General features: G+C 57.3%; 26 protein-coding genes, 2 tRNA genes and 2 pseudogenes. 19 read left to right on the top strand and 11 right to left on the bottom strand.

Annotation, left to right across the window (positions count from 1 at the left end; translation table 11 throughout):
* The first annotated feature begins 31 nt into the window (after window positions 1–31).
* A complete protein-coding gene (locus tag CH74_RS02995; RefSeq protein ID WP_048305996.1) occupies window positions 32–886 on the top strand; it encodes a DNA/RNA non-specific endonuclease in 855 nt (284 codons plus the stop codon).
* 71 nt (window positions 887–957) lie between these two features.
* On the opposite strand, the gene CH74_RS02990 is transcribed toward CH74_RS02995, so the two are convergent.
* A tRNA-Leu gene (locus CH74_RS02990) sits at window positions 958–1044 on the bottom strand.
* A gap of 36 nt (window positions 1045–1080) precedes the next feature.
* Window positions 1081–1167: transfer RNA gene (locus CH74_RS02985), tRNA-Leu, on the bottom strand.
* A gap of 197 nt (window positions 1168–1364) precedes the next feature.
* Here CH74_RS02985 and rnr point away from each other — a divergent pair.
* The 9 genes and pseudogenes from rnr (at window position 1365) to CH74_RS02940 (ending at window position 9088) form a co-directional block, all read left to right on the top strand.
* Window positions 1365–3806 (top strand): ribonuclease R, encoded by a 2442-nt coding sequence (rnr, locus tag CH74_RS02980; RefSeq protein WP_048305995.1) that lies wholly within the window; start codon window positions 1365–1367, stop codon window positions 3804–3806.
* A gap of 116 nt (window positions 3807–3922) precedes the next feature.
* Window positions 3923–4638, top strand: a pseudogene (gene rlmB / locus CH74_RS02975) (23S rRNA (guanosine(2251)-2'-O)-methyltransferase RlmB).
* Window positions 4639–4795: 157 nt separating this feature from the next.
* Window positions 4796–5275, top strand: a complete 480-nt coding sequence (rpsF, locus tag CH74_RS02970) for a 30S ribosomal protein S6 (RefSeq protein ID WP_082140262.1) — start codon at window positions 4796–4798, stop codon at window positions 5273–5275.
* 24 nt (window positions 5276–5299) lie between these two features.
* A complete protein-coding gene (rpsR, locus tag CH74_RS02965) occupies window positions 5300–5527 on the top strand; it encodes a 30S ribosomal protein S18 (RefSeq protein WP_048305994.1) in 228 nt (75 codons plus the stop codon).
* A gap of 12 nt (window positions 5528–5539) precedes the next feature.
* Window positions 5540–6391, top strand: a complete 852-nt coding sequence (locus tag CH74_RS02960; RefSeq protein WP_048305993.1) for a hypothetical protein — start codon at window positions 5540–5542, stop codon at window positions 6389–6391.
* Between the two features lie 15 nt (window positions 6392–6406).
* Window positions 6407–6853 (top strand): 50S ribosomal protein L9, encoded by a 447-nt coding sequence (gene rplI / locus CH74_RS02955; RefSeq protein ID WP_048305992.1) that lies wholly within the window; start codon window positions 6407–6409, stop codon window positions 6851–6853.
* 102 nt (window positions 6854–6955) lie between these two features.
* Window positions 6956–8344, top strand: coding sequence for a replicative DNA helicase (dnaB, locus tag CH74_RS02950; protein WP_048305991.1), 1389 nt, complete (start codon window positions 6956–6958; stop codon window positions 8342–8344).
* 12 nt (window positions 8345–8356) lie between these two features.
* The gene (locus CH74_RS02945) at window positions 8357–8656 is read left to right on the top strand and encodes a hypothetical protein (RefSeq protein ID WP_048305990.1); all 300 of its coding nucleotides are present in this window, start codon (window positions 8357–8359) and stop codon (window positions 8654–8656) included.
* Window positions 8657–8785: 129 nt separating this feature from the next.
* Window positions 8786–9088, top strand: a complete 303-nt coding sequence (locus tag CH74_RS02940; protein ID WP_048305989.1) for a DUF6482 family protein — start codon at window positions 8786–8788, stop codon at window positions 9086–9088.
* Here the strand turns inward: CH74_RS02940 and CH74_RS02935 are convergent.
* Window positions 9085–10674 (bottom strand): cryptochrome/photolyase family protein, encoded by a 1590-nt coding sequence (locus CH74_RS02935; protein WP_048305988.1) that lies wholly within the window; start codon window positions 10672–10674, stop codon window positions 9085–9087. The genes CH74_RS02940 and CH74_RS02935 overlap by 4 nt on opposite strands.
* Window positions 10675–10782: 108 nt before the next feature.
* On the opposite strand from CH74_RS02935, the gene hemH reads away from it, so the two are divergent.
* On the top strand, window positions 10783–11772 hold the full coding sequence (hemH, locus tag CH74_RS02930; RefSeq protein WP_048305987.1) for a ferrochelatase: 990 nt from the start codon (window positions 10783–10785) through the stop codon (window positions 11770–11772).
* Between the two features lie 15 nt (window positions 11773–11787).
* Here hemH and CH74_RS02925 read toward each other — a convergent pair whose 3' ends face one another.
* From CH74_RS02925 to CH74_RS02900, 6 genes are read right to left on the bottom strand one after another with little or no spacing between them, the layout of a single operon-like run.
* Window positions 11788–12186 carry a Na+/H+ antiporter subunit G gene (locus CH74_RS02925; RefSeq protein WP_048305985.1) on the bottom strand — a complete coding sequence of 133 codons (399 nt, stop codon included), beginning with the start codon at window positions 12184–12186 and terminating at the stop codon, window positions 11788–11790.
* Window positions 12187–12207: 21 nt separating this feature from the next.
* Window positions 12208–12477, bottom strand: a complete 270-nt coding sequence (locus CH74_RS02920; protein WP_048305984.1) for a K+/H+ antiporter subunit F — start codon at window positions 12475–12477, stop codon at window positions 12208–12210.
* Window positions 12471–12968 (bottom strand): Na+/H+ antiporter subunit E, encoded by a 498-nt coding sequence (locus tag CH74_RS02915; RefSeq protein ID WP_048305983.1) that lies wholly within the window; start codon window positions 12966–12968, stop codon window positions 12471–12473. Before CH74_RS02915 ends, CH74_RS02920 begins: the two co-directional genes overlap by 7 nt.
* Window positions 12965–14488, bottom strand: a complete 1524-nt coding sequence (locus CH74_RS02910; RefSeq protein WP_048305981.1) for a monovalent cation/H+ antiporter subunit D — start codon at window positions 14486–14488, stop codon at window positions 12965–12967. Before CH74_RS02910 ends, CH74_RS02915 begins: the two co-directional genes overlap by 4 nt.
* Entirely contained in the window at window positions 14485–14835 is a 351-nt protein-coding gene (locus CH74_RS02905) for a Na+/H+ antiporter subunit C (RefSeq protein WP_048305980.1), read from the bottom strand. Before CH74_RS02905 ends, CH74_RS02910 begins: the two co-directional genes overlap by 4 nt.
* A complete protein-coding gene (locus tag CH74_RS02900) occupies window positions 14835–17645 on the bottom strand; it encodes a monovalent cation/H+ antiporter subunit A (RefSeq protein ID WP_048305979.1) in 2811 nt (936 codons plus the stop codon). The genes CH74_RS02905 and CH74_RS02900 overlap by 1 nt, the downstream gene beginning before the upstream one ends.
* 517 nt (window positions 17646–18162) lie before the next feature.
* Between CH74_RS02900 and CH74_RS02895 the strand changes: the two genes are divergently transcribed.
* The 3 genes from CH74_RS02895 to CH74_RS02885 all read left to right on the top strand — a co-directional run bounded on the left by CH74_RS02895 (window position 18163) and on the right by CH74_RS02885 (window position 21179).
* On the top strand, window positions 18163–18630 hold the full coding sequence (locus CH74_RS02895) for a DUF3429 domain-containing protein (protein ID WP_048305978.1): 468 nt from the start codon (window positions 18163–18165) through the stop codon (window positions 18628–18630).
* A gap of 78 nt (window positions 18631–18708) precedes the next feature.
* Window positions 18709–20037, top strand: a complete 1329-nt coding sequence (locus CH74_RS02890; RefSeq protein WP_048305977.1) for a lytic murein transglycosylase — start codon at window positions 18709–18711, stop codon at window positions 20035–20037.
* 83 nt (window positions 20038–20120) lie between these two features.
* Window positions 20121–21179, top strand: a complete 1059-nt coding sequence (locus CH74_RS02885) for a DUF748 domain-containing protein (RefSeq protein ID WP_048306014.1) — start codon at window positions 20121–20123, stop codon at window positions 21177–21179.
* An 81-nt stretch (window positions 21180–21260) separates the two neighbouring features.
* On the opposite strand, the gene CH74_RS02880 is transcribed toward CH74_RS02885, so the two are convergent.
* Entirely contained in the window at window positions 21261–21974 is a 714-nt protein-coding gene (locus tag CH74_RS02880; protein ID WP_048305976.1) for a 16S rRNA (uracil(1498)-N(3))-methyltransferase, read from the bottom strand.
* A 185-nt stretch (window positions 21975–22159) separates the two neighbouring features.
* On the opposite strand from CH74_RS02880, the gene phaR reads away from it, so the two are divergent.
* The 5 genes from phaR to CH74_RS02855 are packed head-to-tail and all read left to right on the top strand — an operon-like array spanning window position 22160 to window position 25656.
* Entirely contained in the window at window positions 22160–22618 is a 459-nt protein-coding gene (phaR, locus tag CH74_RS02875; protein WP_048306013.1) for a polyhydroxyalkanoate synthesis repressor PhaR, read from the top strand.
* Window positions 22615–23898, top strand: coding sequence for a phosphoribosylamine--glycine ligase (gene purD / locus CH74_RS02870; RefSeq protein ID WP_048305974.1), 1284 nt, complete (start codon window positions 22615–22617; stop codon window positions 23896–23898). Before phaR ends, purD begins: the two co-directional genes overlap by 4 nt.
* A 55-nt stretch (window positions 23899–23953) precedes the next feature.
* On the top strand, window positions 23954–24403 hold the full coding sequence (locus CH74_RS02865) for a thioesterase family protein (RefSeq protein WP_048305973.1): 450 nt from the start codon (window positions 23954–23956) through the stop codon (window positions 24401–24403).
* Window positions 24403–25275: a phosphoribulokinase gene (locus CH74_RS02860; RefSeq protein WP_048305972.1), complete on the top strand. Its 873-nt coding sequence runs from the start codon at window positions 24403–24405 to the stop codon at window positions 25273–25275. The genes CH74_RS02865 and CH74_RS02860 overlap by 1 nt, the downstream gene beginning before the upstream one ends.
* Window positions 25276–25314: 39 nt before the next feature.
* Window positions 25315–25656: a histidine triad nucleotide-binding protein gene (locus CH74_RS02855; RefSeq protein WP_048305971.1), complete on the top strand. Its 342-nt coding sequence runs from the start codon at window positions 25315–25317 to the stop codon at window positions 25654–25656.
* A gap of 131 nt (window positions 25657–25787) precedes the next feature.
* On the opposite strand, the pseudogene CH74_RS02850 reads toward CH74_RS02855, so the two are convergent.
* A pseudogene (locus CH74_RS02850) lies at window positions 25788–26749 on the bottom strand (carbohydrate kinase).
* Window positions 26750–26765: the final 16 nt, after the last annotated feature.

The following is a 26765-nucleotide window of genomic DNA, read 5'->3' as shown; positions in this document are numbered from 1 at the left end:
GGCTTCAACATAAAATTCAAATAAGCGATCGATGTTACTTTCTTTTTCATTTGTACGCCGCCAGGTGCGCAACCTGGGTATTTCATTGCTGTTCGTGTCGGTTGCCACTGGTTTGTGGTATTGGCAGGAGCAAGACGTTCGAGATCAGTTGAGCTGGATGGGTGTGCCAACCTGGGACACCCTCGGTTTTACCAATGTCCACCGGGTATTGCGCAACGATGGCACCTTGATTGGCTGGTCGGATCTGCGAGTGAATCCATTGTGGGTGAGTTATCAGCTGCGAGAGATCGACGATCCTCATAGCGGCAAGCGTCCTAACTTCAAGCGGGATTGGCGAACGTTATGGCCTATTGCGCCAGAGAGTTATTTTGGCAGTGGTTACGATAGAGGCCACCTGGCGCCCAACTATGCCATTGCCACGGTGCATGGGCGCAATGCACAGGAACAAACTTTCCTGATGTCGAACATTTCGCCCCAGCGACCGAACTTGAACCGCAAGCTCTGGCAACGCCTCGAAGAGGTGGTCATTGATCACTTTGTGTCACGCTTTGGGGTTGTTGAGGTAATCACGGGCCCCGTCTTTCCATCGAATTTTCTCGATAATGTCTTCAACCGGGTCGATCTGATCGAAGTGCCCCAGGCGTTCTACAAGATCATCGTGGTGCCGAGCAAGCAGCCCAAAGCGCTGGCATTTCTCATGCCGCAAACGGTACAGGGAAACGAACCGCTGGATCGCTATCTAGTGAGTATCGACGAGATTGAGGCGCGGACAGGCCTGGATTTCTTTGCTCTATTGCCGGATGACGTCGAAACAAATCTGGAGAGCGGTATTCGAAAGCAGGGATGGGGGTTGGACAAAGTAGCCAGATTGCCGTCACGCTATTGAATATTCGAGAAGACAAGTGGAAAACGACAGCAGAAACGAGGGGAAAGCAGCAGTAGATGATGCGATGCGTGTGGTGCCCAGGAGAGGACTTGAACCTCCACATCCGTAAGGATACTAGCACCTGAAGCTAGCGCGTCTACCAATTCCGCCACCTGGGCGCATCATCGTTGCTTGTGTTGCTGAAATCTTTGAGCTGGTGCCCGGGAGAGGACTTGAACCTCCACATCCGTAAGGATACTAGCACCTGAAGCTAGCGCGTCTACCAATTCCGCCACCCGGGCAAGTGGTCACGCATATTACCGATTCTGCGTCGGATTGCAAGCAGGAAAACACCGTTTCAGCCGCCGAAGGTGGTGTTTCAAAAGGCGATGGTTGGGTCGTTTCCCTGGCGGCGCTATACTGCGCCCATGACACTTTATTCTTATCTTGCTTCATACCGACTGCCCCACGCCCATTTCTTCTCGAGGAAGCTTCATTCATGAACCACTGGACGTTGAGCGACGACCCGCAGGCGGAGCGCGAAGCACACAAATACGATCGGCCCGTGCCCAGCCGGGAGTATCTTCTATCTCGGCTTGAGGAGTACGGTAAACCCATTACCCACGAGAACATGAGCCGGCTGTTGGGCCTGGAAGACGAGGACCAACTCGAAGCCGTGCGTCGTCGCCTGGCGGCCATGGAGCGCGACGGCCAGATATTGCGGGATCGGCGTGGCAATTATGCCCTGATCAACAAGCTCGATCTGGTCAAGGGCAAGGTGCTGGGGCATCGCGACGGCTTTGGTTTCTTGATTCGTGACGACGGTAAGAAACCGGATCTGGTGCTGCCGCCTCGCCAGATGCGCCGGGTCTTTCATGGTGACCATGTCTTGACGCGTGTGAGTGGCCGGGATCGGCGTGGCCGCGACGAGGCCACTATTGTCGAGATATTGGTGCGTAATACTCAGACACTGGTGGGTATCTATCGTGAACGCTCCAGCGAATTCAGTGTACTGATTCCCGAGAATTCGCGTATTCCGCTCGAAGTGATCATTCCCAACAAGGCGACGGGTGGTGCCAAGGATGGGCAGGTCGTTTCAGTAAAGATCACCCAGCAGCCGGACACCCGAATGCAGCCGGTGGGTGAAGTCGTCGAGGTGCTGGGAGAGCGTATGGACCCAGGCATGGAGATCGACATTGCTATTCGTAGTCACGATATCCCCGCGGATTTCCCGCCGGAAGTCGAAGACGAGATTGCCGGTATTTCCGCGGAAGTACTCGAGGCGGACAAGCAGCATCGGGTCGATCTGCGAGATACGCCGCTGGTCACCATCGATGGCGAGGACGCCAAGGATTTCGACGACGCGGTCTGTGCCTGGAAGACCAAGTCCGGGAGCTGGAAGCTGCTGGTTGCCATTGCCGATGTGTCTCATTATGTGCGCATCGGTTCGGCGCTGGATCAGGAAGGGCATACTCGAGGCAATTCGGTCTACTTCCCTGGTCAGGTGGTGCCGATGCTGCCCGAGCTTCTCTCCAATGGCCTCTGTTCGCTGAATCCTGACGTCGATCGTTTGACCCTGGTGTGTGAGATGAACATTTCCCAGACCGGGGCGATCAGTCGTTACAAGTTCTATGAAGCGGTCATTCGCTCCCATGCTCGACTGACCTACACCCAAGTCGGGGAAATGCTCGAGTCGCCGGACAGCGCCGAAGGTCAGGCGCTTTGCGATCGCTATCGCTCAGTGTTGCCGTCATTGAAAAGCCTGCATGCGCTTTACAAGATACTGCGGCAGTCCCGTAGCCAACGCGGCGCCATCGATTTCGAAACCACGGAAACGGAAATCCTGTTCAACGCCGAGCGCAAGATCGAGGCCATCGTCCCACGCACCCGAAACGATGCCCACAAGCTGATCGAGGAGTGCATGCTGGCGGCCAACGTGGCGACCGCGCGTTTCCTCGATAAGCATGACTTGCCGGCGCTGTATCGTATTCACCAGCCGCCATCCCCTGAGCGCCTCGACAAGCTGCGCCTGTTTCTCAACGAGCTGGGCTTGTCCCTAGGGGGTGGCGATGATCCCACGCCTCAGGATTATCAGGCGCTGCGCGAAGTGATCAAGGATCGACCGGATGCGGATATCATTCAGACGGTGATGCTGCGCTCCATGAGCCAAGCGGTTTATTCTCCCCAAAATGAAGGGCACTTCGGACTGGCCTATCAAGCCTATGCCCACTTTACCTCACCGATTCGCCGCTACCCGGATCTGCTGGTGCACCGGGCGATCCGTTCGGTAATTCGAGGGCCGCGCAAGACCGCGACGGTACAGCGAATCGAAGGGGCGCCCGTGGAGAAACCCAGTCAATGGTGCCCTTATACCTTCGAGCAGATGGTCGAATTGGGTGAGCATTGCTCGATGACGGAGCGCCGCGCCGACGACGCCACCCGAGATGTCGCCGACTGGCTCAAGTGCGAATTCATGTCCGACAAGGTAGGCGAAATCTTTGAGGGCACCATCGCCTCGGTGACCGGGTTTGGTATCTTCGTGCGACTCAATGATGTGTATGTGGAAGGGCTGGTCCATGTCACTTCATTGCCCTCGGACTACTATCACTATGAGCCCGAGAAGCATCGTCTCAAGGGTGAACGTGGCGGTATGGCCTATCGTCTTGGGGATGGGGTCACCGTGCAGGTGGCTCGGGTCGATCTCGACGATCGCAAGATCGACTTCGAGCTGATCGATGAAAAGCCTCGCAAGCAGCGTCAGCCGCGCAAGCCCAAGGCCGGTGCTGCAGGTGCCCCGGCGTCCGAGAGCGAAAAGACGGAGCAGGCGAAGCCCAATAAACGCAAGCCACGGCCGGGCAAGAAAGAGCGCGAAAAAGGCAAGGACGGTACGCCAAGCCGTTCCCGGCGGGGTAGGCGCAAGTCCGCAGGCAACAAGTCGTGAGTCGCGCTGGTTCATCCCGCCCCCGCAATTCACCCCGGGGTTCAAGGCATAAATCTTTCAAAAACCCGCCATCGACCGGGGTGGCCAGACCCAACGGCTTGGATGCCGTGTTTGGCATGCACGCGGTCGAGGCTCTGTTCAGTCAGGATGCTATGCCGCGAGAGCTGTGGGTGCAGGAAGGACAGGCGGAAACGCGCTTATCCACGCTAGTTGAAAAAGCGCGCCATGCTGGCACGCATTTGACCCATCACCCTCGCGAAGTACTTGATGAGGTCGCTCAGGGTGGCACTCATCAAGGCGTCGTTGCTTTTTGTACGCCGCTCACGGTCCATAGTGAAGAAGAGCTGATGCTGCGGCTCAACGGCTGGCCGCATCAAGAACCGCCCTTGTTGCTGATCCTCGATGGCGTGACCGACGTGCACAATCTCGGCGCCTGTCTGCGCAGCGCCGATGCGGCGGGCGCCCATGGCGTGATTTTACCCAAGGACAGGTCCGCGCCTCTCAATGCAGTGGTACGCAAGGTGGCTTCGGGTGCGGCAGAGAGCGTGCCGGTCTATCAAGTCACCAATCTGGCGCGGGCCATGGCAAGACTTAAAGAGGCCGGAGTCTGGCTGAGTGGAACGGCCGGTGAAGCGCAAACAAGCTTGTTCGACATCGATCTGACCGGCCTTGCGGGCTGGTGATGGGCGCCGAAGGCAAGGGATTGAGGCGCCTGACCCGGGAAGCCTGTGACACGCTGATCACGTTACCCATGGCCGGCAGTGTCTCCAGTCTCAATGTATCGGTAGCCGCCGGTATCTGTCTGTATGAAGTGGTGCGTCAACGGCGTTGACAGGCTGCTGCCTTTTCTTGCAAGAAGAGGGAGCGATCACTACAATAATGCGGTTCTTCGAACACCCTATCTAGTTCATCTAGTAAACCACGACTCCTTGCTTCCCGCGGTGGGATTTCCCTGCCCCTAGGAAGCTGTCAAACCGAAAGGAGAGTTCATGCGTCATTATGAAGTCGTCTTCATGGTCCACCCGGACCAGAGCGAGCAGGTGTCTGCCATGGTCGAGCGCTACACCGGGCTCGTTACCGACAACGGCGGTACCGTTCACCGTCTTGAGGATTGGGGCCGCCGCCACTTGGCTTACCCGATCAACAAGATCCACAAAGCCCACTATGTGCTGATGAACATCGAATGCCGCGGCGAGACTCTCGACGAACTCGAGAATATCTTCCGCTTCAACGATGCGATCATCCGTAGCCTGGTCGTGCGCTGCAAGGAAGCTGTCACCGAAGCATCACCGATGATGAAGCCCGCTGACGATCGTCGTCCGCGTCGTGAAGATCGCTCCGACAAGCCCCGTGGCGAGCGTTCTGACGACAGCAGCGAGCGTTCCAATGACAGCCGTGAGCGTTCCGACGATAGTCGTGAGCACTCAGACGATAGCTCCGAGCGTCCGCAAACCGCCGACGCCCAGTGATCCGCACTTCTAGGAGGATGATTCATGGCACGTTTTTTCCGTCGCCGTAAGTTCTGCCGTTTCACCGCAGAAGGCATAAAGCATATCGATTACAAGGATATCGACATGCTCAAGGCCTATATCACGGAAACCGGCAAGATCGTTCCGAGCCGTATCACCGGCACACGAGCGCGTTATCAGCGCCAGCTTTCGACTGCCATCAAGCGTGCTCGTTATCTGTCGCTACTACCCTATACCGATAGTCACCAGTAAGACGTTGGCGTGATGCTTCCTCTGGCCCGCTGGGTAATGCGCGGTACTCCCCAGGCAGCCGGTGCTGCTGCACTAGCGGCTATCGTGCCTTGGCTATTCTGGTTCAGCGCTGCGGTAGCTGCTTTGGTCACTTTACGTCTTGGACTGAGTTCAGCGCTTGTAGTGATCATCGCTGCGGCGGTGCCCGCAGGTTGGTGGTGGAGCCAAGGAGATGTCATTCCCTTGGCAAGCCTGCTGCTGGTGACACTGATGGCCACCGTGCTGCGTGCCCGCATGCGTTGGAACGAGGCGTTGATCGTAGGTGCCCTGGTTGGTGCGGTGATGATTCAATTGGGAATCTTCCTGCCACCCGGCGGAGCGGGGCCGCTGCTTGAACAGCTGCAGCAAAGCTCGCCGGAAATCGAGCGTATGTTGGGGCAGCTCAACGCGCAGGGGGTTGCTACCGAGCAACTGGCTGGCTTGATAATCGGTGGCGTCACGGGATTGATCGTACTGCTGGCAGCGGTGGCATGTCTTGCGCTGGCGCGTAGTTGGCAGGCGGGTTTGTACAATCCCGGCGGTTTTCGCAGTGAGTTCCATGCACTGCGGCTTACGGTCAAGGAACTGGCGCTGCTGGTGGGGTTGGGCGTCATAGGTATGGTGCTGGCGTTACCTGCTCTCGCCATGCTGGCCTGGATACCGCTATTGGTAAGTGGCGTCGCGCTGATACACGGTTTTGTCGGTCTCAAGGGTATGAACAAGCTGTGGCTAGTGGCGTTTTATATACTGCTGCTGACGACATGGCCCATGATTTTGATTGTGCTGCTGCTGGGTTTAATCGATACCTTCGCGGATTTTCGCGGCCGAATGGCCCGCAGCCAATGACAAGAGGTTAACGAGATGGAAGTCATTCTGCTCGACAATATTGGCAGGCTGGGTGCGCTAGGTGACAAGGTCACCGTCAAGCCCGGTTATGGTCGTAACTACTTGGTGCCCTACGGCCTGGCCGTACCGGCAACCAAGGAAAATGTGCAAGCTTTCGAAGCGCAGCGTGCCGAACTCGAAGCTCAGGCAGCCGAGCGCAAGAGCGAAGCCGAGAATCGCGCCGAACAGCTCAACGACATCGAGCTGTCTCTGGTCGCCAAAGCCGGTGACGAAGGCAAGCTCTTTGGCTCGATCGGCCCCCGCGATCTGGCGGATGCGTTGTATCAAGCCGGCATCGAAGTCTCCAAGAGCGAAGTTCGTATGCCGGAAGGTCCGATTCGCGCTACCGGCGAGTACGATATTCAGCTGCACTTGCATCCTGAAGTCAACGCAACCATTCGCGTGGTAGTGGTGGCCGAATAATTGGTCCTGGATGCATCGAAACGCGGCAGCTCGTCTGCCGCGTTTTTTTTTGGGTAGAATGCATGACGCATCATAAGCCGAACCAATCCTGCGGAACATTCAATGAGTGACACCCACGAACTTGACCAGGAAACCGCGGCGCTCAAGGTGCCTCCGCACTCTCTGGAGGCCGAACAGTCGGTGCTGGGTGGGTTGATGCTCGACAACGATGCCTGGGATACCGTCTCTGAGCGACTGGTGGCGGACGATTTCTATCGCTATGAGCACCGGCTGGTGTTCAACGCCATGATCCAGCTGGCGGAATCCTCCCATCCACTCGACGTGGTAACGCTATCTGAGGCGTTGGAGAATCGCGATCAGCTCGATACCGTGGGTGGGTTGGGCTATTTAGCCGAGCTGGCCCGTAATACGCCCTCGGCGGGAAACATTCGCGCCTATGCGGACATCGTGCGCGAGCGTGCCACGTTGAGAAAGCTGATCCAGGCGGCGAATCAGATCGCCGAGAGCGCCTTCAGCCCCCAGGGAAGGCCTTCGGATGAACTGGTCAACGAGGCCGAGCGCATGGTCTTTCAAATCAGCGAGTCCCGGCCCAAGACCGGTGGCCCCGTGGGCATGAGCCAGCTATTGACAAAGGCGGTCGATCGCATCGACGAGCTGTTCAACATGCAGGGTCAGATGACGGGTCTGTCCTCGGGATTTCGCGATCTCGATGACATGACTTCGGGCCTGCAACCCTCGGATCTGGTGATCATCGCCGGACGCCCCTCCATGGGCAAAACCACCTTTGCCATGAACCTGGTAGAGCATGCGGTCATTTCCAGTGATAAACCGGTGATGGTGTTTTCCATGGAGATGCCTGCGGATTCCCTCATGCTGCGCATGCTGTCGTCTCTTGGCCGCATCGACCAGACCCGGATGCGTACCGGGCAACTCGAGGACGAGGATTGGCCACGCCTGACCTCGGCGGTCAACCTGCTCAAGGACAAGCAGCTCTTCATTGACGATACGGCGGCGCTTTCGCCCAACGAGATGCGTTCACGCATTCGCCGGGTGGTACGCGAGCAGGGCAATCTGGGCCTGATCATGATCGATTACCTTCAGCTGATGCAGATTCCAGGGTTTTCTGAAAACCGTACCGGGGAGATATCGGAGATCTCCCGTTCGCTCAAGGGCCTGGCCAAGGAGTTCGGTTGCCCCGTGATTGCGCTGTCTCAGCTCAACCGCTCTTTGGAGCAGCGCCCGAACAAGCGCCCGGTGATGTCGGATCTACGCGAATCAGGCGCAATTGAACAAGATGCAGACGTCATCGCCTTCGTTTACCGCGATGAGGTCTATAATAGCGATAACCCGGATAATAAAGGGCTGGCTGAGCTGATCATCGGAAAGCAGCGTAATGGTCCCATTGGGACCGTGCATATGGCCTTCATTGGTAAGTATACCCGCTTCGAGGATCTGGCTCCGGACAGCTACGGACAGCATTTTGGCGAATAGAGGAACGACCCCATGGCAAGCGGCTTTCGGCGCGGTAATCGTAAACGCATCCCCAAGCTCGAAGCGCGGGGTGAGCTTGAAAGTGTAGAACGAGAAGGGCCTTTCAAGGAGTGGCTAGGGATGCCGGATCTGTATCGCTACCATCTGGTTGTTGATGGCAAGGCTTATAGCTATCAGACCGAAGACAAGGAGCTGCCGGTGACGACCGGCGATCAAGTGGTGTTCCGCTATAAGGAAACCAAGGCAGGTAACTGGGTGGATCGCAATTCCTTGGGGGTAGCAATTGATCCGTCGAGCTATCAGTCGGAATGAGGTGGGGGCGCGCTGGCGTTGGTAGACGCTGAACCATCCTGGGTTAATGAAATCGTAATAGGCGCGGATCAGGCTCGACGCCTGGGAATGCGGTTCGCCGCATTCCATTCATTGACCGGGAGTAGAGCCATGGAAATTAAAGAACTGAAACGTTATGCACGCTATCACGATAATTTCGAGATTCGCGTAATCAGCCATGCGGGCAGCCGTTGCTATCAGGTCGAGCTCGAGGACATGGAGGGCGAACGACACTCATTGACTCAACGTGACAAGCCGATGTTGTTTCGTGCCTTGGATGATGTCTATCTCGAACTCAAGCGCGCCGGTATTCATCGGGCCTATCTGGTTCAGTTCGTGGCCAATGATGAAATGATCGGCCGCGAACCTCACTATCGCGAACCGCTCAGCTCCCGCATTCCGCTTGCGTTCTAATCCACTGATTTGCGTTCACTGTCTCGAGCGCGTCTATAGCCGTCTAAATGATCACCCTGGCCATAGGCGGGCTCCCACGCCAGACTTTTCAAAAAGCTCTGGGCCTGGTCGCGCATGGCGGCACGTTTATCGTCGTTCATGCGCTTGAGTGAGCCATAGATCAGTTTCATGCGGTGATTCTTTTCCAGATGCTCAGCATGTTCCTCGAGAAAATGCCAATACAGACTGTTGAAGGGACAGGCATTCTTGCCGGTCACCTGTTTGACGTCATAGCGGCATTGGCTGCAATGATCCGACATGCGATCGATATATTTACCCGAGGCGCAGTAAGGCTTCGAGCCCATCAAGCCGCCGTCCGCGTGCAGCACCATCCCCAGGGTATTGGGTAGCTCGACCCATTCGAAGGCATCGGCGTACACCGCCAGATACCAGTCGCACAACGCCTCCGGCTTGACCCCGCACAGCAGGGCGAAGTTGCCGGTGACCATCAGGCGCTGGATATGATGGGCGTAGGCATTGTCTCGCGTCATTTCCAAGGCGCGCTTAAGGCAGCGCAAGTCGGTGTCGCCAGTCCAGTAGAAGGCGGGCAGATTGCGCTTGGCATGTAGATGGTTTTCACGTTTGTAGCCCGGCATCTTGTGCCAGTAGATGCCGCGTACGTATTCCCGCCAGCCAAGTATCTGTCGAATGAATCCCTCTACCGCGTTGATCGGCGCATTACCCTGGTAATAGGTCGCCTCGGCGGCTTCGCAGACTTCCCGAGGATCGAGCAGACCGATGTTCATGGCCGCCGAAAGTCTGGCGTGGAAAAGATAGGGCTCGGTATCGCTGATGGCGTCCTGATAGCGACCGAAATCCGGTAGGGCATGTTCGATGAAGTGGCGTAAATCGGCCAGGGCCTGGCGTCTCGTGACAGGCCAGTTGAAACCTTTCAGCGAGCCAAAATGCTCGCCAAAGTGATTTTCGACCAGGGCGAGCACCTGACGAGTCGTATCATCGTGACGATGACGAGGCAGGTCTGGAACCTCGAGGTTACGATCAATGGGTTGACGATTGTCGTGATCAAAGTTCCACTGCCCGCCGGCAGGCTCGCCGTCCTCCATCAAAAGCCCCGTGCTTCGACGCATATAGCGATAGAAGTTCTCCATGCGCGGCTGCTTTCGTCCCTCGATCCAGGCCGCAAAGTCTTCTAGACGGCAAAAAAAGCGATCGTCCTCGATGATCGTCCAGTTCGCCTTGCGCGTCTTCATCCGCGCCAAGAGTCGCCATTCTCCGGGATGCAGGACGCGGATTTCATCGCAGTCATAAAGCGTTGTCAGGCGTTCGGCCTCATCGAGCAGGTCCTGACAGTTGTCATCATCCTCCAGCGCGCTGTAGTGAACCTGTCGGCCCTTGTCCCTCAGCTGCTGTGCCAAGTGGCGCATGGCGGCGAAGATCAGCGCAATTTTTTGAGGATGATGAGGAACGTAGCGTCCTTCTTCTGTAACCTCGCACAGTGCAATCACCGCATTCGCCGGGGCATCGCGAAGAGCTGCCTGATCGAGGCTGAGTTGATCGCCGAGCACGAGAATCAATGGCTTTGACATGAATTAACCACAAGTTATACAAGACTGTCTGATAGTATAGCGTCATTGCCCATTCTGACAGGATGCGGTTAACGTTTTCGTTATTTCACCAGGGTTAGGAGAGAGCTGATGTCCACCCCTCGTTTCGGCGTATTGATGGCTAATCTGGGTACGCCGGATGCCCCCACCCCCGAGGCAGTGCGGCGATATCTGGCGGAGTTTTTATGGGATGAGCGAGTGGTCGACGTATCAAGGCCACTGTGGTGGTTGATTCTCAATGGCGTCATCTTGCGTTTTCGACCCCGCAAGGTCGCCAAGGGGTACGCAGCGGTCTGGGAAGAGGGGGGCTCGCCTCTGCTGGTATTCGGACGTCGTCAGCAGCAGGCGCTCAAGACGCGACTTGCGGAGCGACTGGGAGAGGATATTCCCGTCGAGCTGGCAATGACCTACGGCAAGCCGAGCATGGAAGAGGCCGGGTTACGGTTGCGAGATGCCGGCGTCGAACGCATCCTGGTACTGCCGCTGTATCCACAGTTCTCGCGCTCCACCACCGCGGCGGTCTTCGATCGGCTGGCCAAGGCTCTCAAGCCCTGTCCGCACTTGCCGGAGCTGCGCTTCATTCGCGACTATCACGATCACCCTGCCTACATCGAGGCACTGGCCAACAGCGTACGGGAGCACTGGCAGCAGCATGGCGGGCGGCGCGGGCGCTTGATGATGTCCTATCATGGCATCCCGCAGCGCTATGCAGATACGGGCGATCCCTATCCGCGACACTGCGAGACCACCAGCCGCCTGCTGGCCGAAGCGCTCGGCCTGCAAGAGGGCGAGTGGCAAATGACCTACCAGTCGCGCTTCGGCCGTGAGGAGTGGCTAAAGCCCTATACCGACCATACCTTGATGGCGCTGCCAGAACAGGGTGTCGAGCATGTGGACATCATGAGCCCGGCCTTTTCTTCGGACTGCCTGGAAACCCTTGAGGAGCTGGAGGTAGAGAATCGAGACAATTTCATGAAGGCCGGAGGCAAGACCTATCGCTATATTCCGGCGCTGAACGATCGTGACGATCATATTGCGCTGTTCGTAAGCCTAGTGGAGCAACATACCCAAGGCTGGTGAGTCGACCCATGGGTATCAGGGGGGTGGTGTAATCCCGGTTCGTTCCTGAGGTTTGGGATTTTCTTCTTCTTCATCGAGTTCTTCAGGATGGCCTTGCGTGCGCGGGTCGTGAGGTAGTTTCTGATGCAGCGCACTCTTGGCCAGCAGATGAGCCGAAACCGGGGCGGTGATGAAAAGAAAAATGGTGATCAGCAACTCGTGAACGCTGATTCCTCCTTGAGCCAGACTGAAATAGCAAGTCGAGGCGATCAGCACGCACCCCACCCCCAGGGTCGAGGTCTTGGTCGGGCCATGCAGGCGCATGTAGAAATCTTTCAGATGTGTCAGCCCCAGGGCGCCAATGAAGGCGAACATACCCCCGGCGATGAGAAAGAAGGCGATCACGCCCTCCATGAATGTATAAAAGCCAATCATGACATATCTCCTGCTCGATCTTTACTCGATGATATCGCCGCGCAGCAAGTACTTGCAGACCGCCACCGTACTGATGAAGCCAAGCATGGCAATCAACAGGGCCGCCTCAAAATAGATATTGGAATTGATCCAGATGCCGAACAGAATGATCAGGCCGATGGAATTTATGTACATGGTGTCCAGGGCCAGAATACGATCCGGCAAGCTCGGCCCGATGATGGCGCGAAAAAGAGTGAGCAGAACCGATGCCGCAAACAGTGCAAGGCTGATCCACAGGGCCACGTCTAGCATTCGTAGATCTCCATCAGTGGGCGCTCATAGCGTTCATGAATTTCATGAATCACCGCATCGATATCATCCACATCAAGGGCGTGAATCAATAGGCTCTTCCCGTCCATACGCAGATGCGCGGAAACGGTGCCCGGCGTCAGGGTGATGGTACTGGCCAGTATCGTGATCGGGAACTTTTCCTTGAGTTGCAGTGGATATTCAATGAAGGCGGGATTCATGCGCCCACGCGGATCAAGGATGATCCAGGATACTTGCAAATTGGCCACGATGATGTCGCCGAATACCCGCAGCGCATAACGTGTCAGCAATCCAGGTCGTTTGAGAATCGATGGCTGCTCGTAGAAAGGGGCGACCGTCAGCGGAATCAAAAAAGCCAATATGCCACCCAGCAACCAGTGGCCCAGGGTAAAACTTTGCTGCAATAGCAACCAGACCACCAGCAAGACAATCGAAAGTATGGGCATGGGCAGCCAGCGACGCGGTCGAGTCATGGCACTTCTCCTGGTTCCTGAGGCCCGATGATGGTGCGAATATAGGCATCATGATCCGCTAATTGCTCTGCGGTAGCCTGGGTATACTCAGTCACCGGGCCGGCAAACAACGCCATTATCGGCGAGGCGCCAATCAATAGGCCGATGGCGATGCCGCGCCTGATACCGAGGTTTGCAACGGATGTCTCGTCTTTGGGCGAAGCACGCCAGAATATCGTCGAGCCGGCGCGGCTCATGGCAATGATGGCAAGCAAGCCGCTGACCAGCAACACGCCCCACAGCCAAGCCTGCTGGATCGGTCCGACCGCTGCCTGCAACAAGAGGGTTTTGCCGATGGCGCCGGAGAACGGCGGCATACCCGCGATGCCCATGGCACCAATGAAGAAGAACAATCCCAACGGCACCGGTTCTTTCACTCCCCGCGCCCGCACGATGCGTGAGCCTGCCTGACCGCGTTGCATCGCAATGCTGTCGGCCAGCAGGAATAGGCCACCGGTGATCAAGGTGGTATGAGGTAGGTAATAGAGAAGGGCGCTCTGAGCCGCAAGACTGTTCATGCCGATACCCGCCAGCAGCGTGCCCACGGAGAGTATGATCAGGTAAGCGATCTGGCCACGCAGGTCTCGGGCGGCTACCACGCCGATAGTGCCCAGTACCAGGGTGGCCAGCCCCAGCCACCAGACCCAGGGTTGAGCGAGGTTGTGCAGGGGGTCGGCATGAGAGCCGAATATCAGGGTATAGACACGGATGATGGCGTAAACGCCGATCTTGCTCATGATGGCAAACAAGGCGGCCACTGGGGCAGGCGCTGCAGCATAAGCGCGGGGCAGCCAGAAATACAGGGGCAGCATGGCCGCTTTTAGCCCGAACACCACCAGCAGCAGCATGGCACCGACCTTGACCAACTCCGTCTGTTCGGGCTCGAGATTCTCGATGCGCATCGCCATGTCGGCCATATTGAGAGTGCCGGTAGCGCCATACAGAGTTCCCACGGCGAGCAGGAAAAGCGCCGAGTTGGCCAGATTGAGCGCAACATAATGGAAACTCGCATGAATGCGTGTCTTGCCCCCGCCATGCATGAGCAGCGCATAAGATGCGATCAGCAGCACTTCGAAGAAGACGAATAGATTGAACAGATCGCCGGTCAAGAACGCGCCGTTGATACCCATCAGCTGAAGCTGGAAAAGACCGTGGTAGTTCGTGCCTTTATCATCCTCCCCGGCGCAGGCGTAGATCACGCTTCCCAATGCCAGTACCGATGTCAGCATCACCATCATGGCGGACAGACGGTCGACCACTAGAATGATGCCAAAGGGGGGCTGCCAGTCACCGAGAGCGTAGTAACGGATCTCATCGTCCGTTGCCTGAAACATCAGCGTGGCTGCAATGACCACCAGCAGCAAGGTTGAAATCAGCGAGATGATACGCCGTGGACGCGTCGCACCATCGCGATTGACAAGTAACAGTAAGCCGGCTAATAGCGGCAAAAGGATTGGCAGGATGGGCAAGTGCTGCATCAGGACTTGTTCTCCCGGGACTCGCTGGTGCGACCAGCATGCACGTCGTCGCTGCCCAGCTCACCTCGCACACGGATGGCGAGAATGACCGAGAAGGCGGTCATGGCAAATCCGATGACGATGGCGGTCAGCACCAGGGCTTGAGGGAGCGGGTCGGTATATTGACCGCCGTGACCGTTGATGACCGGCGCCGCGGCGGTGTTCAATCCTCCAGTCGAGAACAGAAACAGGTTGACCGCATAGGACAGCAGTGTCAGCCCGACTACCACGGGAAAGGTTCGCCCGCGTAGTGCCAAAAAAAGGCCGCAGGCTGCCAGTACACCGGTAATCGTGGCGTAAAGCGCTTCCATCAGCTTGGCTCCTTTTGCGGGGTAGGTTGTGTCGTGGGCCGGTGGGGTGTGGTGATCTTGCCCAGGTTGGCCAGGATCATCAGCGTCGCCCCAATGACGGTGAAGTAAACCCCCAGATCGAAGAACAAGGCGGTGGCCAGCTCCACGTCACCAATTAGCGGAATATGAAAATGCCCGAAGCTCGAGGTCAGGAAGGGATAGCCGAACAGTAGGCTGCCAAGTCCTGTGAGCGTCGCAATGCCAACGCCGACCACCGCAACCGGCTGAAACTGAAAATCCAGGCGCTGCTGTGTCCATTCGACTCCACGAGTGATGTACAGCAGGATCAGCACAACCGCCGTAACGAGCCCTGCGATGAAGCCGCCCCCGGGCGCGTTATGACCGCGCAGGAAAATGAATATCGAGACCAGTAGTGCTATCGGCATCAACGACTGGGATACCGTGGCCAGAATCATGGGATGACGATCCGGCGACCAGGGGCGACCCTCGAAATCACTGGATGGCATGAATAGACGCAAACGATTGAGCAGCTTGTAAATGCCGATACCGGCGATGCACAGTACGGTGATTTCACCTAAGGTATCGAAGCCGCGGAAATCCACCAAGATGACGTTGACCACATTGTGACCGCCGCCGCCGGGCACGCTGTTCTCCAGATAGAAATCGGAAATTGACGATACCGGCCGCGTTAACACCGCGTAATTGAGGCTGGCAATGATGCCGCCAAAACCGGTACATACGAGAATGTCGCGCACCACGCGTCGGCCGTTGGATTCCTTGGGTGTGCGCTGGGGCAGGAAGAAGAGCGCCAGCATCAACAGGATCATCGTCACCACCTCGACGGCTAACTGGGTCAAGGCGAGATCCGGCGCCGAAAAGCGTGCAAAGATCAGTGACGTCATCAGGCCGACGATTGACAGCATGAGAATCGAGATCAAACGCCGACGGTGCAGGCAGGCAGTAGCAAGGCCGGCAAAGAGGGTAATGCCCCCGCCGATGATCAGAATGCCATCGAGCGGCTGCAGCGGTTTGCCACCATAAAGTGAAGACACTTCCATCAGGCTGCTGCCGGCCAAGGCCAGCACGGCAATCACCAGCCACAGCATATAACGCTGCAGCGAGCCATTCTCTAAGGTTTCAAGCCCCCATTGAAAGGCTTTCACGATGGCCTGCATGAAGCCTTCGTAGACGGATAGTGGATCGAGAGCAGCGAACTGGCGCTGAAAGTTGAATAGATGCTGACGCAGCAGATAGACGATTACCCCGCCGATCAAGGCGATGGCGCTCATCAGTAGAGGCAGATTGAAGCCATGCCATATCGCCAGGTGCAGCTCTGGGGGGGAGGCCATCAAGGCGGCATCCGCGGCGGCGTAGATCAAGCTAGTCACGGTGATGGCCGGGAAGAGCCCGATCAGCACGCATAGCGATATCATCAGAATGACCGGTGCCCGCATCGGCCAGGGCGGTTCATGAGGTGTCTTGGCCACTTCCCGAGGCAGGCCGTCGAAGAAGATGTTGCGGACAAAGCGTAGCGCATAGGTGACTGAGAGCACGCTGCCCAACGTCGCCAACGCCGGAATCAACCAGGAAAGTCCGCCAAGTAATTGGGTATCGAGGGTTTCCGCAAGCATCATTTCCTTGGACAGAAAGCCATTCAGCAACGGTACGCCGGCCATGGAGGCGCAGCCCAGGGTCGCCAGTAGGGTGGTGACGGGCATGTAGCGCCATAACCCCTTCAGCTTGCGGATGTCCCGAGTACCACATTCATGATCCACGATACCCGCCACCATGAACAAGGAGGCCTTGAACAGAGCGTGATTGAGAATGTGGAAGACTCCAGCTACCACCGCCAGGCGACTGTCGAAGCCGAACAGCATGGTGATGAGCCCCAGATGGCTGACGGTGGAAAAGGCCAGAATGCTCTTGATGTCGTACTTGATGATGGCGAAGTAGGCGCCATAGATCATGGTCGTCAGGCCCGTCAGGCCGACCAGGTAGAGCCAGAGGTCCGTGCCCGCCAGGGCTGGATGAAGGCGTGCCAGCAAAAAGACGCCGGCTTTGACCATGGTGGCGGAATGCAGGAAGGCGGACACCGGGGTCGGCGCGGCCATGGCTTGAGGCAGCCAGAACTGAAAAGGAAACTGAGCCGACTTGGTGAATGCGCCCAGCAGGACCAGCAGCACCGCCGGCACATAGCGCGAATCGTACTGAATGATCTCGCGGCTATCGAGTACCACCTGCATATCGTAGGAACCCACGATATCACCGATGAGCAACAGTCCAGCCAGCAGGGCAAGGCCGCCTAGTGCGGTGACGGTCAGCGAAGCTCGCGCACCACGACGGGCGTTGGTCTGGGTATACCAGAAGCCGATCAGCAAAAATGAGGTGAGGCTGGTCAGCTCCCAGAATACCCACAGCAGAATCAGGTTGTCTGCCATGACAATGCCCAGCATGGCGGTCATGAACAGCATCAAGAAGGCGTAAAAGCGTGGCATGCTGTCCTCTGGCGATAGATAAAACCGCGTGTAGAGGATGATCAACAAGCCAATGCCCAGGATCAGCAGGGTAAACAGCAGCGACAGGCCATCCAGGCGCAATGCCAGATCCAGATGGAGTGCCGGAACCCAGGGTAGTGAGAAGCGCAGCACCTCACCATCGAGAACGCTGCCTGCCTGGGTCAGTAGAATGCCTAACGCAAGCGCAGGCGCCAGTGCCGTGAGCAGGGCACAGTTATTGCGCTTGTGGTTGGAGCCCAACAAGGGCATCAGACTGCCCAGCAAAGGAAGCAGTATTATCAGAAGCAATGGCATGAACGACCCACTCTTATCGTTAGCATTCCGCAGGCTCGAGGCAACAAGCATCAAGCCGATCAGTTCACAGTTCAGCCGGTAATCCGCCGGCTATCAAGCATCCAAAGGTGGAGGGTCGGGCAGAAAAGGATGTCTGGCCGCTCGCAGCGACAGTATCCAAAGCGCTATACAGTCGAAAGCATGGTCAGCCAAGGTCGTGACATGGCAATGTACACGCGGATCAATCAATCTCGAGTGATGGCGGTCAGTCACGGACTCCTACCTCCTAACATGGCCTTCAAATATCCCGTGTACGAATTCTAACAGTCCGAAAGTGAATGGGATTTCTTGCGATCAATGGTGCCGCCTCAACGATGGTTCGACTCTACCACGGCTCTCCAGCCCCTCGCCAGCGGCGATCATTGGTCAGCACCGTTACAGCCGCGACACTGGCGGCCGATAGTCGAGCTCGTTAGCATGCAGTGTCGATACGCGCTTCTTCCCTGTTCTATTTTAATCAGAGTATCAAGAAAACTGCATGAACAACCCAGAACACTCCCCATCGCCAGGTTTACCCTTTTGGCTTGGATGCGCAGGACTGATTCCTTTTTTCGTCGGTGCCGTTTGTGTCTTTGTGGCACCAATATTGTGGCAGGCATTGGCGATCAAGGCGTTTCTTTTCTATAGCGCTGTCATTTTATCTTTTTTAGGGGGCATTCATTGGGGCGTGGCAATGAGCCAGGATGCGCCGGGCACTAAAGGCTTCAATGTGCGGCTGGTATTGAGCATGGTGCCCAGTCTGCTAGCCTGGCCGGCGCTTTTGCTCAACTACGTTGCCGGCGTTCTTGTCCTGATGATCGGATTTCTTCTAATACGCTTATATGAGCGTCAAGCCAGCAGCACCAAACGTTTACCGCGGTGGTATCAGAATTTGCGTAGTTTACTGACGGTAGTGGTGGTTCTTTGTCATCTCGCAGTATTGGTGCGGCTTAATATAATGGGGTGATCTCAATGCATTAAAGACGCTGGTCGTTGCTACCGTCCTGGGGGAGAATGTCCCTTTTGCCACCGGGGAGGACATCTCATGCATTATCGTTTCAGCAGCGTTTCTCTATTGACGCTGACTCTTTTGATTTCGATGAGCGGTTGCCAATCTCACGCCAAGGCTACTGCGGGTACCGATGTCGAAACCAGCAGCAGCGCCAATATCGAAGCCAGCGCCCCCCTTATAGCTGAAGCCGATGATGCAGCCCGCGGGTCCTCGACCAGAAATTCAAGCCAGAGCGATAAAGTCGAGTTCTCGGAGTGGGTCGCTGACTTCAAACGCGATGCCCGGGCCGAAGGTATCAATGACGTCACCTTGAACGCCGCCTTCGATCCGATCCAGTTGCAGCCACGTATCATCGAGCTCGATCGCAGTCAGCCGGAATTCAGTCGCCAGGTATGGGATTATCTCGATAGCGCGGTGTCTGACGCCCGGGTCTCTCAAGGCAAGGCACGACTCAACGAGCACCGCCGCGCCATCGAAGCGGCCAGCGAGCGCTATGGCGTTCCTGGCAGCATACTCGTCGCCATCTGGGGCATCGAAAGCAATTACGGCAGCAACTTCGGCAGTTTTTCGACCATTGATGCCTTGGCCACCTTGGGCTACGACGGACGCCGTCCCGATTTTGCCCGCAGCGAGCTGATGGCGGCACTGCGCATCTTGCAGCGTGGCGATATCGATCGGGATCACATGCGTGGTTCCTGGGCCGGTGCCATGGGCCATACTCAGTTCATCCCTTCGAGCTTCGAAGCCTATGCCCAGGACGGCGACAATGACGGGCGGCGTGATATCTGGGGCAGCATCCCGGACGTCATGGCCTCTACGGCAAACTATCTGGCCAAGGCCGGGTGGCGCAAGAATGAACCCTGGGGCCTGGAAGTGCGCCTGCCAGAGAATTTCGACTACGCTCAAACCGAACTTGCCAATCGTCAATCGGGCCAGGCCTGGGCTGACCAAGGGGTGACGGCGGTAAACGGAACGACGCTCCCTTCTTTGGAGAATGCCTCGATCATTGCTCCTGCCGGCGCTCAAGGGCCGGCATTTCTGGTCGGACATAATTTCCGCGTCATCATGCGCTACAACGCCTCAACGAGCTATGCCTTGGCGGTGGGGCTGCTTGCCAAGCGCATTACCGGAGAGGCAGGTGTTCAAGGCAAGTGGCCGCGAGCACAGAAGGCTCTCTCTCGCACCCAGGTGAAAGAGCTACAAGCGCTACTCAACGCCAAAGGCATGGACGTGGGTAAGCCCGATGGCATCCTGGGTCCTAATTCGCGCCAGGGCATTCGTGAGTATCAGCGTCATCTAGGTAAAACCCCGGACGGCTTTGCTACCTTGACGCTATTGCAGCGTTTACGCAGCGAAGAATGATGTCTGGCAACGGTGAACTACCCTGAGTCAAGGGCAGGGCTACGCTGTAAGAAGCCCGTGAAACTAACAGGAATGTTCGAATGATGAAAAAACGATTTACCTGGCCGCTGGTTGTCGTTGTCGTATTGGTGGTGGCGCTCGTGGCGCTCGTGGCGCTCAGAGCCGCACTCCCTGGGTTGGTCCGGGATTACCTCAATGATCAGCTTGCCGCCATGGGAGACTATCAGGGCCATATCGACGACGTGGATATCCACCTCTGGCGAGGAGCCTACGGGATCAATGGACTGAATATCGTCAAGACCAGCGGTGAGGTACCGGTTCCTTTTGTCAGCGTCGATTCCACGGATCTATCCGTTAGCTGGAGCGCACTCTGGAAAGGCAGGATCGTGGCGGAAATTGCGGTGTTCAAGCCCGTGCTCAATTTCGTCGATGCTCCCCAGAAGGAAAACAGCCAGTCCGGAGAAGGGGCCGATTGGCAGAAAACCGTTCAGGATCTACTGCCCATCGAGCTCAACCGCATCACCATCAATAAAGGACGCGTGCATTTTCGCAATTTCAGTTCGCAACCCCCGGTAGATCTCGAGATCTCCGAGATCGATGCGACCATCACCAACCTGAGTAATGCGGACCGCCGTGAAGGCGCCCAGGTTGCCGACGTCGACGTTCAAGGGTTGCTGCTCAATCAGGCCGCGACGGAACTGCATGCAAGCCTCGATCCTCTGGGCGACATGCAGGATTTCTCGATGAAGCTTCGAGTGAGCGATGCGGATCTGACTCGGCTCAATGAGTTGACTCAGGCTTACGGCAACTTCGACTTTCAATCCGGTTCCGGGGATTTCGTCATGGAGCTCGATGCCAAGGATGGACAGCTTCAGGGCTATGCCAAGCCGCTGTTGAACAACGTGGATATACTCGATCTCGAAGAGGACGCTGAGAAAGGGGTGCTAAGCGCTGCCTGGGAGTCCCTGGTGGCCGGAGCTGGATGGCTATTTCGCAATAAATCAAAGGATCGTCTCGCGACCCAGATCGATATCAGCGGCAATCTCAAGCAGCAGGACATCAGCGGCTGGCAGGCGTTCGTATCGGTATTGCGCAACGCTTTCGTCGATGCCTACCAGGCGAATTTTGGCAGGGAGGAGTAAATGCCCGCTAGCGCCTGCTTCGGGGCCAACACCCCAGGATCGATATGTTCCTGGACGTGAACAGGCGCCTGAATGGGTTATTCAAAAGAGCCTGGCGAGCAGGGTAGTCACCGCAGTTTCGACTCTCAGGATTCGCTCGCCGATATGAATCCCCTCGCAGCCCGCTTCCAGCAAGCATCCCACCTCGTAAGGGATGAATCCTCCTTCGGGGCCCACCACCAGCACGCACGCCTCAGCTAGACCGCGAGGGCAGGCCGTCGGCATGCCAGGATGGGCAAAGAGACCACGGCGATCCCGCAACAACCCAGGCAAGCTGTCCTCGATAAAAGGTTTGAAGCGTTTTTCCAGGGTCACACTCGGCAGTATCGTATCCCTGGCCTGTTCCAGACCCAACACCAGATGTTCGTGAATCTTCTGCGCTGAAAGCTCCGGCGATTGCCAATAGCTCTTCTCTACACGGCAGGTGTGCAGGAGCGTGATATGCTTGACCCCAAGAGCGGTCACGTGTTCCAGCGAGCGCGCCAGCATACGCGGGCGCGGCAAGGCCAATATCAGGTGTACCGGCAAGGGTGCAGGTGGTGACATTTCAAGCCGTGTCACGTCAAAGCAGGCACCTTGCTCCTCCAGGCTGATCAATCGGCCGCGACCTATCGCGCCATTCACGATACCCAAGGTCATTTCAGTGCCAATTTCCGCACTCTGTACCTCCTGCAAATGGCGTACTCGACGCGGGTCGCGGACCCAGGCGTAACCCTCGGCGTCGATATCCATAAGGTCGAGCAGGATCAGATTCATGCCGGCCTCCATGAGTCGGTTGTTTGAGGGCATTAAGCGTCATTGGTCTTGTCAATGGCAAGAGCGATGGCAGTATGGCGTTTGCAAGTAGCATAGTGCGATGCACAATGTATCAACGAGGCGCAACACAAAAGCAGTATGCGTAATCTATGAAATGCGATTCTATGAAGAAAAAAGGGGGCGCCGTGCGTGTAATCCGCAAATATGCCAATCGTCGGCTTTATGACACTCAGCAAAGTCGCTATGTCACTCTCGAGGATCTGCGCTGCCTGATTCTCGAAGAGGAGCCGTTTCGCGTCGAAGATGCCAAGAGCGGAGAGGATCTGACACGCACCATCTTACTTTCGATCATCATCGAGCAGGAGCAGGCAGACGGTGATTCCGAAGTCTTTTCCAACGATCTTTTGCAGCAGTTGATTCGTGTCTACGCCATGGCCCGACCCTTGCCGCTGGCGCGTTATCTCGAGCAGGGCACCCAGCTCATGCTGGAGCAGCAAAAGCGCCTGCAGGATCAATGGAAACAAGCCATGCGCAATTCTCCCATGGAGCTGATGCGTGAAATGGCCGAGGACAATATGCGCTTCTGGAGAAACACCATCACCAAGGCGCAGCAGAAGGAAGACGATGACGAGGGCAAGCAATGAAGGTCCTGATCGTCGGCGGCGGCGGTCGTGAACATGCACTGGCCTGGAAAACGGCGCAATCGCCCCAGGTGGAGGGCGTCTATGTGGCGCCGGGCAATGCCGGCACTGAGCATGAGCCGGCGTTGACCAATGTCGATATCGCCGTGGACGATCTCGAGGGCCTGGAAAACTTTGTTCGAGACAACGCAATCGATCTCACCATCGTGGGCCCGGAAGCGCCTTTGGTCGCCGGGATCGTCGATCGTTTTCGTCTTGCCGGGCTCAAGATTTTCGGCCCTACCCAGGCAGCGGCTCAGCTTGAAGGCTCTAAATCCTTCACCAAGGACTTTCTTGCTCGACACCATATTCCATCGGCGCACTACGCCACTTTTACCGAGATCGAACCGGCGCTGAATTACCTCGCTGAACAGGGTGCGCCCATCGTGATCAAGGCGGATGGCCTGGCGGCAGGCAAAGGAGTGGTTGTCGCCATGACCGAAGCCGAAGCCGTCGCGGCGGTGCGCGATATGCTCGAGGCCAATGCTTTCGGCGATGCCGGGGCGCGGGTCGTGATCGAGGAGTTTCTCGAGGGGGAAGAGGCCAGCTTTATCGTCCTGGTGGACGGCGACCATATATTGCCCATGGCCACCAGCCAGGATCACAAGCGTGTGGGTGACGGCGACAGCGGGCCCAATACCGGTGGCATGGGGGCCTATTCCCCGGCGCCAGTGGTTACCGATGAGGTCTATCAGCGCATTCTCGATGAAGTGATCCTGCCTACGGTACAGGGCATGGCGAAAGAAGGGCGCCCCTACACCGGGTTTCTCTATGCCGGCCTGATGATCGATGAACGCGGCAGGCCCAGGGTCATCGAATACAACTGCCGGCTAGGCGATCCTGAAACTCAGCCGATCCTCATGCGATTGAAAAGCGATCTAGTGCAGCTGTGTCTGGCCGGCGTTGAAGGACGGCTCGATGAACATAGCGGTGAGTGGGATTCGCGACCCGCGGTCGGCGTTGTCATGGCGGCTTCAGGTTATCCCGGCGAGTATCGCAAGAATGATGCGATTAGCGGTCTCGACGAGGCTGAAGCCGTTGGCTGCAAGGTGTTCCATGCAGGTACCCATCTGGACCAGCAGGGTCGGTTCGCCACAAGTGGCGGGCGTGTATTATGTGTGACGGCCCTTGGCGAGTCCGTTTCGCAAGCACGGGATCTCGCTTATGCAGGTGTGGCTTCGATTACCTGGGAAGATGCGCTTTATCGTCGAGATATCGCGCATCGGGCCATTGATCGGCGCTGATCGCGCGCCTGTCTGTACGTGGAATGACTATTAATAACAACGACTGGAGGGCTTCATGGAGCGTTTGCAGCTTGAGTTTCCGGACACGGATCTCGTGCATCGATATCCACTTTCCGTACGCATCGGTGACATGAACTACGGCCGTCATTTGGGGCACGATGCCGTGATCACACTGTTTCACGAATCCCGGGCCCAGATGTTTGTCGCCCTGGGTTTTCGTGAGTGGGATGTGGCGGGTTATCCAAGCGTAGTGGCGGATCTGGCGGTTCAATATCGTGCCGAGGCCAAATGGCCGGATGCGCTGGAAGTAGAGACGGCGATTCCTCCAGCCGAAGGGCATGGTTTTTGCGTTTACCAGCGTCTGCAGCGCCCCGCGGACAAGCGCACCATTGCCGTGGCGCGACTGAATCTGGTGCTCCTCGATCCCCAGGCAGGTAAGCCTGTAAGGATACCGGACGCATTGAATGCGGCGACGGATGCCATGAAGCAGCGGAGAGACGACTGATGTCCCGGGAGTATCCAGTGCTTGCCGTCACGGGCTCTTCCGGAGCCGGTACCACCACGGTACGTCGCACCTTCGAGCGTATGTTCGCTCGAGAGGACGTGCATGCTGCCTTCGTCGACGGCGATGCCTTTCACCGCTATACCAAGGAAGAGCTGACGCGCATCTTTCGCGAGGAGCCGGATCGTAAGGACGAACTGTCGCATTTTGCCGTCGAAGCCAATCTACTCGATCGGCTCGAGGCATTGTTTCAGGAGTACGGCGAGCGCGGTAGCGGTACCTATCGCCACTATATTCATGCCGACGACAAGCAGATGATCGAGGCGGGCCATCAGGTCGGCACCTTCACCGATTGGCAGGCGCTACCGCGAGGCACCGATCTGCTGCTTTACGAAGGCCTGCATGGCGGGCTCGTCACGAGTCAGCACGATATTGCCCGCCATGTCGATCTTCTGGTCGGGGTCGCGCCGACCATGAACCTGGAATGGATTCAGAAGATCGATCGCGATACCAAGCTGCGCGGCTACTCTCAAGAAGCGGTGATCGACACCATCGTTGGGCGCATGCACGACTACGTGCGTTACATTCAGCCCCAGTTATCGCGCACCCACATCAACTTTCAGCGTGTGCCTACGGTAGATACCTCCAATCCCTTCGAGGTACAGGACATTCCCACGGATGCGGAGTCTTTCGTGGTAATTCGCTTTCGCGATCCATCGACGGTGGACTTTCCCTATCTGTTGACGATGATTCATGATGCTTTCATGAGTCGGCCGCATACTCTGGTCGTGCCCGGGGCGCGGATGTCGCTTGCCATGGAGTTGATTCTGGCGCCGGTGATGCGACACTTGTTGGATCAGCGCAGGTTTCGGTAAATTTTTCGAAAAGTGATTGCGTCACACAAGGAGTGTTTCATGGAATGTCTGTTCTGCAAGATGATCGCGCGGGAAATCGAGCCGGACGTGGTTTTCGAAGACGAGCATGTGCTGGCCTTCAATGACATCAATCCCCAGGCGCCAACCCACGTGTTGATCATCCCCAAGAAGCATATCTCGACGCTGAACGATATCGAGGAAAACGATCTGGCCCTGATCGGCCGGTTGCAATATACCGCCGCTCAACTGGCGAAGAAATTCGGGTTTGCCGAGGACGGCTATCGCGTCGTGATGAATTGCAACGAACACGGCGGCCAAAGCGTCTATCATATACACATGCATCTAATGGGCGGTCGTCGCTTCTCCTGGCCGGCGGGATAGTCGGCAGTTTGCGTCTCACCTCATGTGCGGCGCATTCATTGCAGGTGTATGATGCCATCCGTGCATACGAGGCCGTTCCCAATCGGGAGCGGCCTTTTCTATTGTGCCGCGCTGGATTGCAGTGGATGAGTTCACGCCTTCAAGTGCGCGATATCGGCTCGGGTAGGCAGAGCGGCGTAAGCCCCGGGGCGGGTCACCGCATGGGCACCGCAACGACAGGCGATATCCAGCGCCCGACGCAGGCGCGGCTCGTTGCGATACCACTCGCCGTCGATGCCATCCTCGGCGAGCATGGCCAGCAGCCCTCCAATGAATGCGTCTCCCCCCGCCGTGGTGTCGACGGCTTTTACCTTGGGTGGCGTTACGCTAAGCAATAAATTCACGCCGCGTGCTTCCACCACATCGGCGCCGTCGGTGATCACGATCAGACGCACCCCCGCGGCCAGGCGTCCGGATAGCCAGACATCCGCCGGATGATCGCCGCGCAGATAATCAAGTTCGTCCCGGGACAGCTTGACCAGCCGTGCGTGATCCAGCAGGCGCGTCACCAAGGCGGTGTCGGCACTTCCCTCGGTCCAGAGGTTATGACGCAGATTGGCATCGACGCTGACCAGGCAATCGGCGCGCTGCGCCATCCTGGCTAGGCTCAGAGTGGTGTCGGCGATAGCCTCTTCGGTCAGACTGTTGCTGCACAGGTGCAAGATGGCCGGCGCCTCGAAAACCCCCGCGGGCAGGTGCTCGATGCGGTAGAGCAGATCCGCCGCCGGCGGCCGGTAAAAGTCGAAGGTGCGTTCGCCGTCCGCGTCCCGGGAAACGAAGGCCAAGGCCGTACGCGCATCGTTCGTCCTCACTACGCCCGAGATGTCGACCCCATGGGCGGCGAGCTCCCGGGCCAGGAAGTCGCCGAAGTGATCCGCGCCGAGCATGCCCAGGAAGCGGCTGGGTACACCCAGGCGAGCACAGGCCACGGCCACGTTGGCCGGGGCACCGCCGGCATAGGGCGTGAAGGTCTCCGTTCCCTCTTGGGTGTCGTTACCCAGGCGGCTGGAGAGCATGTCGACGAGGCTTCGCCAAAGGCTATGAGCGGGATCATGAGAACATCTCTTGTC

Origin of the sequence: Halomonas sp. PR-M31 (genome assembly GCF_001039575.1) — a bacterium.
Taxonomy (GTDB): Bacteria; Pseudomonadota; Gammaproteobacteria; order Pseudomonadales; family Halomonadaceae; genus Modicisalibacter.
This window is presented reverse-complemented; position numbering and strand designations above follow the sequence as displayed.

Excerpts from the sequence above, each read along its gene's own strand:
- CH74_RS02995 (WP_048305996.1), top strand. The coding sequence starts at position 32 with ATGTTACTTTCTTTTTCATTTGTACGCCGCCAGGTGCGCAACCTGGGT.
- rnr (WP_048305995.1), top strand. The coding sequence starts at position 1,365 with ATGAACCACTGGACGTTGAGCGACGACCCGCAGGCGGAGCGCGAAGCA.
- rpsF (WP_082140262.1), top strand. The coding sequence starts at position 4,796 with ATGCGTCATTATGAAGTCGTCTTCATGGTCCACCCGGACCAGAGCGAG.
- rpsR (WP_048305994.1), top strand. The coding sequence starts at position 5,300 with ATGGCACGTTTTTTCCGTCGCCGTAAGTTCTGCCGTTTCACCGCAGAA.
- CH74_RS02960 (WP_048305993.1), top strand. The coding sequence starts at position 5,540 with ATGCTTCCTCTGGCCCGCTGGGTAATGCGCGGTACTCCCCAGGCAGCC.
- rplI (WP_048305992.1), top strand. The coding sequence starts at position 6,407 with ATGGAAGTCATTCTGCTCGACAATATTGGCAGGCTGGGTGCGCTAGGT.
- dnaB (WP_048305991.1), top strand. The coding sequence starts at position 6,956 with ATGAGTGACACCCACGAACTTGACCAGGAAACCGCGGCGCTCAAGGTG.
- CH74_RS02945 (WP_048305990.1), top strand. The coding sequence starts at position 8,357 with ATGGCAAGCGGCTTTCGGCGCGGTAATCGTAAACGCATCCCCAAGCTC.
- CH74_RS02940 (WP_048305989.1), top strand. The coding sequence starts at position 8,786 with ATGGAAATTAAAGAACTGAAACGTTATGCACGCTATCACGATAATTTC.
- CH74_RS02935 (WP_048305988.1), bottom strand. The coding sequence starts at position 10,674 with ATGTCAAAGCCATTGATTCTCGTGCTCGGCGATCAACTCAGCCTCGAT.
- hemH (WP_048305987.1), top strand. The coding sequence starts at position 10,783 with ATGTCCACCCCTCGTTTCGGCGTATTGATGGCTAATCTGGGTACGCCG.
- CH74_RS02925 (WP_048305985.1), bottom strand. The coding sequence starts at position 12,186 with ATGATTGGCTTTTATACATTCATGGAGGGCGTGATCGCCTTCTTTCTC.
- CH74_RS02920 (WP_048305984.1), bottom strand. The coding sequence starts at position 12,477 with ATGCTAGACGTGGCCCTGTGGATCAGCCTTGCACTGTTTGCGGCATCG.
- CH74_RS02915 (WP_048305983.1), bottom strand. The coding sequence starts at position 12,968 with ATGACTCGACCGCGTCGCTGGCTGCCCATGCCCATACTTTCGATTGTC.
- CH74_RS02905 (WP_048305980.1), bottom strand. The coding sequence starts at position 14,835 with ATGGAAGCGCTTTACGCCACGATTACCGGTGTACTGGCAGCCTGCGGC.
- CH74_RS02900 (WP_048305979.1), bottom strand. The coding sequence starts at position 17,645 with ATGCCATTGCTTCTGATAATACTGCTTCCTTTGCTGGGCAGTCTGATG.
- CH74_RS02895 (WP_048305978.1), top strand. The coding sequence starts at position 18,163 with ATGAACAACCCAGAACACTCCCCATCGCCAGGTTTACCCTTTTGGCTT.
- CH74_RS02890 (WP_048305977.1), top strand. The coding sequence starts at position 18,709 with ATGCATTATCGTTTCAGCAGCGTTTCTCTATTGACGCTGACTCTTTTG.
- CH74_RS02885 (WP_048306014.1), top strand. The coding sequence starts at position 20,121 with ATGAAAAAACGATTTACCTGGCCGCTGGTTGTCGTTGTCGTATTGGTG.
- CH74_RS02880 (WP_048305976.1), bottom strand. The coding sequence starts at position 21,974 with ATGAATCTGATCCTGCTCGACCTTATGGATATCGACGCCGAGGGTTAC.
- purD (WP_048305974.1), top strand. The coding sequence starts at position 22,615 with ATGAAGGTCCTGATCGTCGGCGGCGGCGGTCGTGAACATGCACTGGCC.
- CH74_RS02865 (WP_048305973.1), top strand. The coding sequence starts at position 23,954 with ATGGAGCGTTTGCAGCTTGAGTTTCCGGACACGGATCTCGTGCATCGA.
- CH74_RS02860 (WP_048305972.1), top strand. The coding sequence starts at position 24,403 with ATGTCCCGGGAGTATCCAGTGCTTGCCGTCACGGGCTCTTCCGGAGCC.
- CH74_RS02855 (WP_048305971.1), top strand. The coding sequence starts at position 25,315 with ATGGAATGTCTGTTCTGCAAGATGATCGCGCGGGAAATCGAGCCGGAC.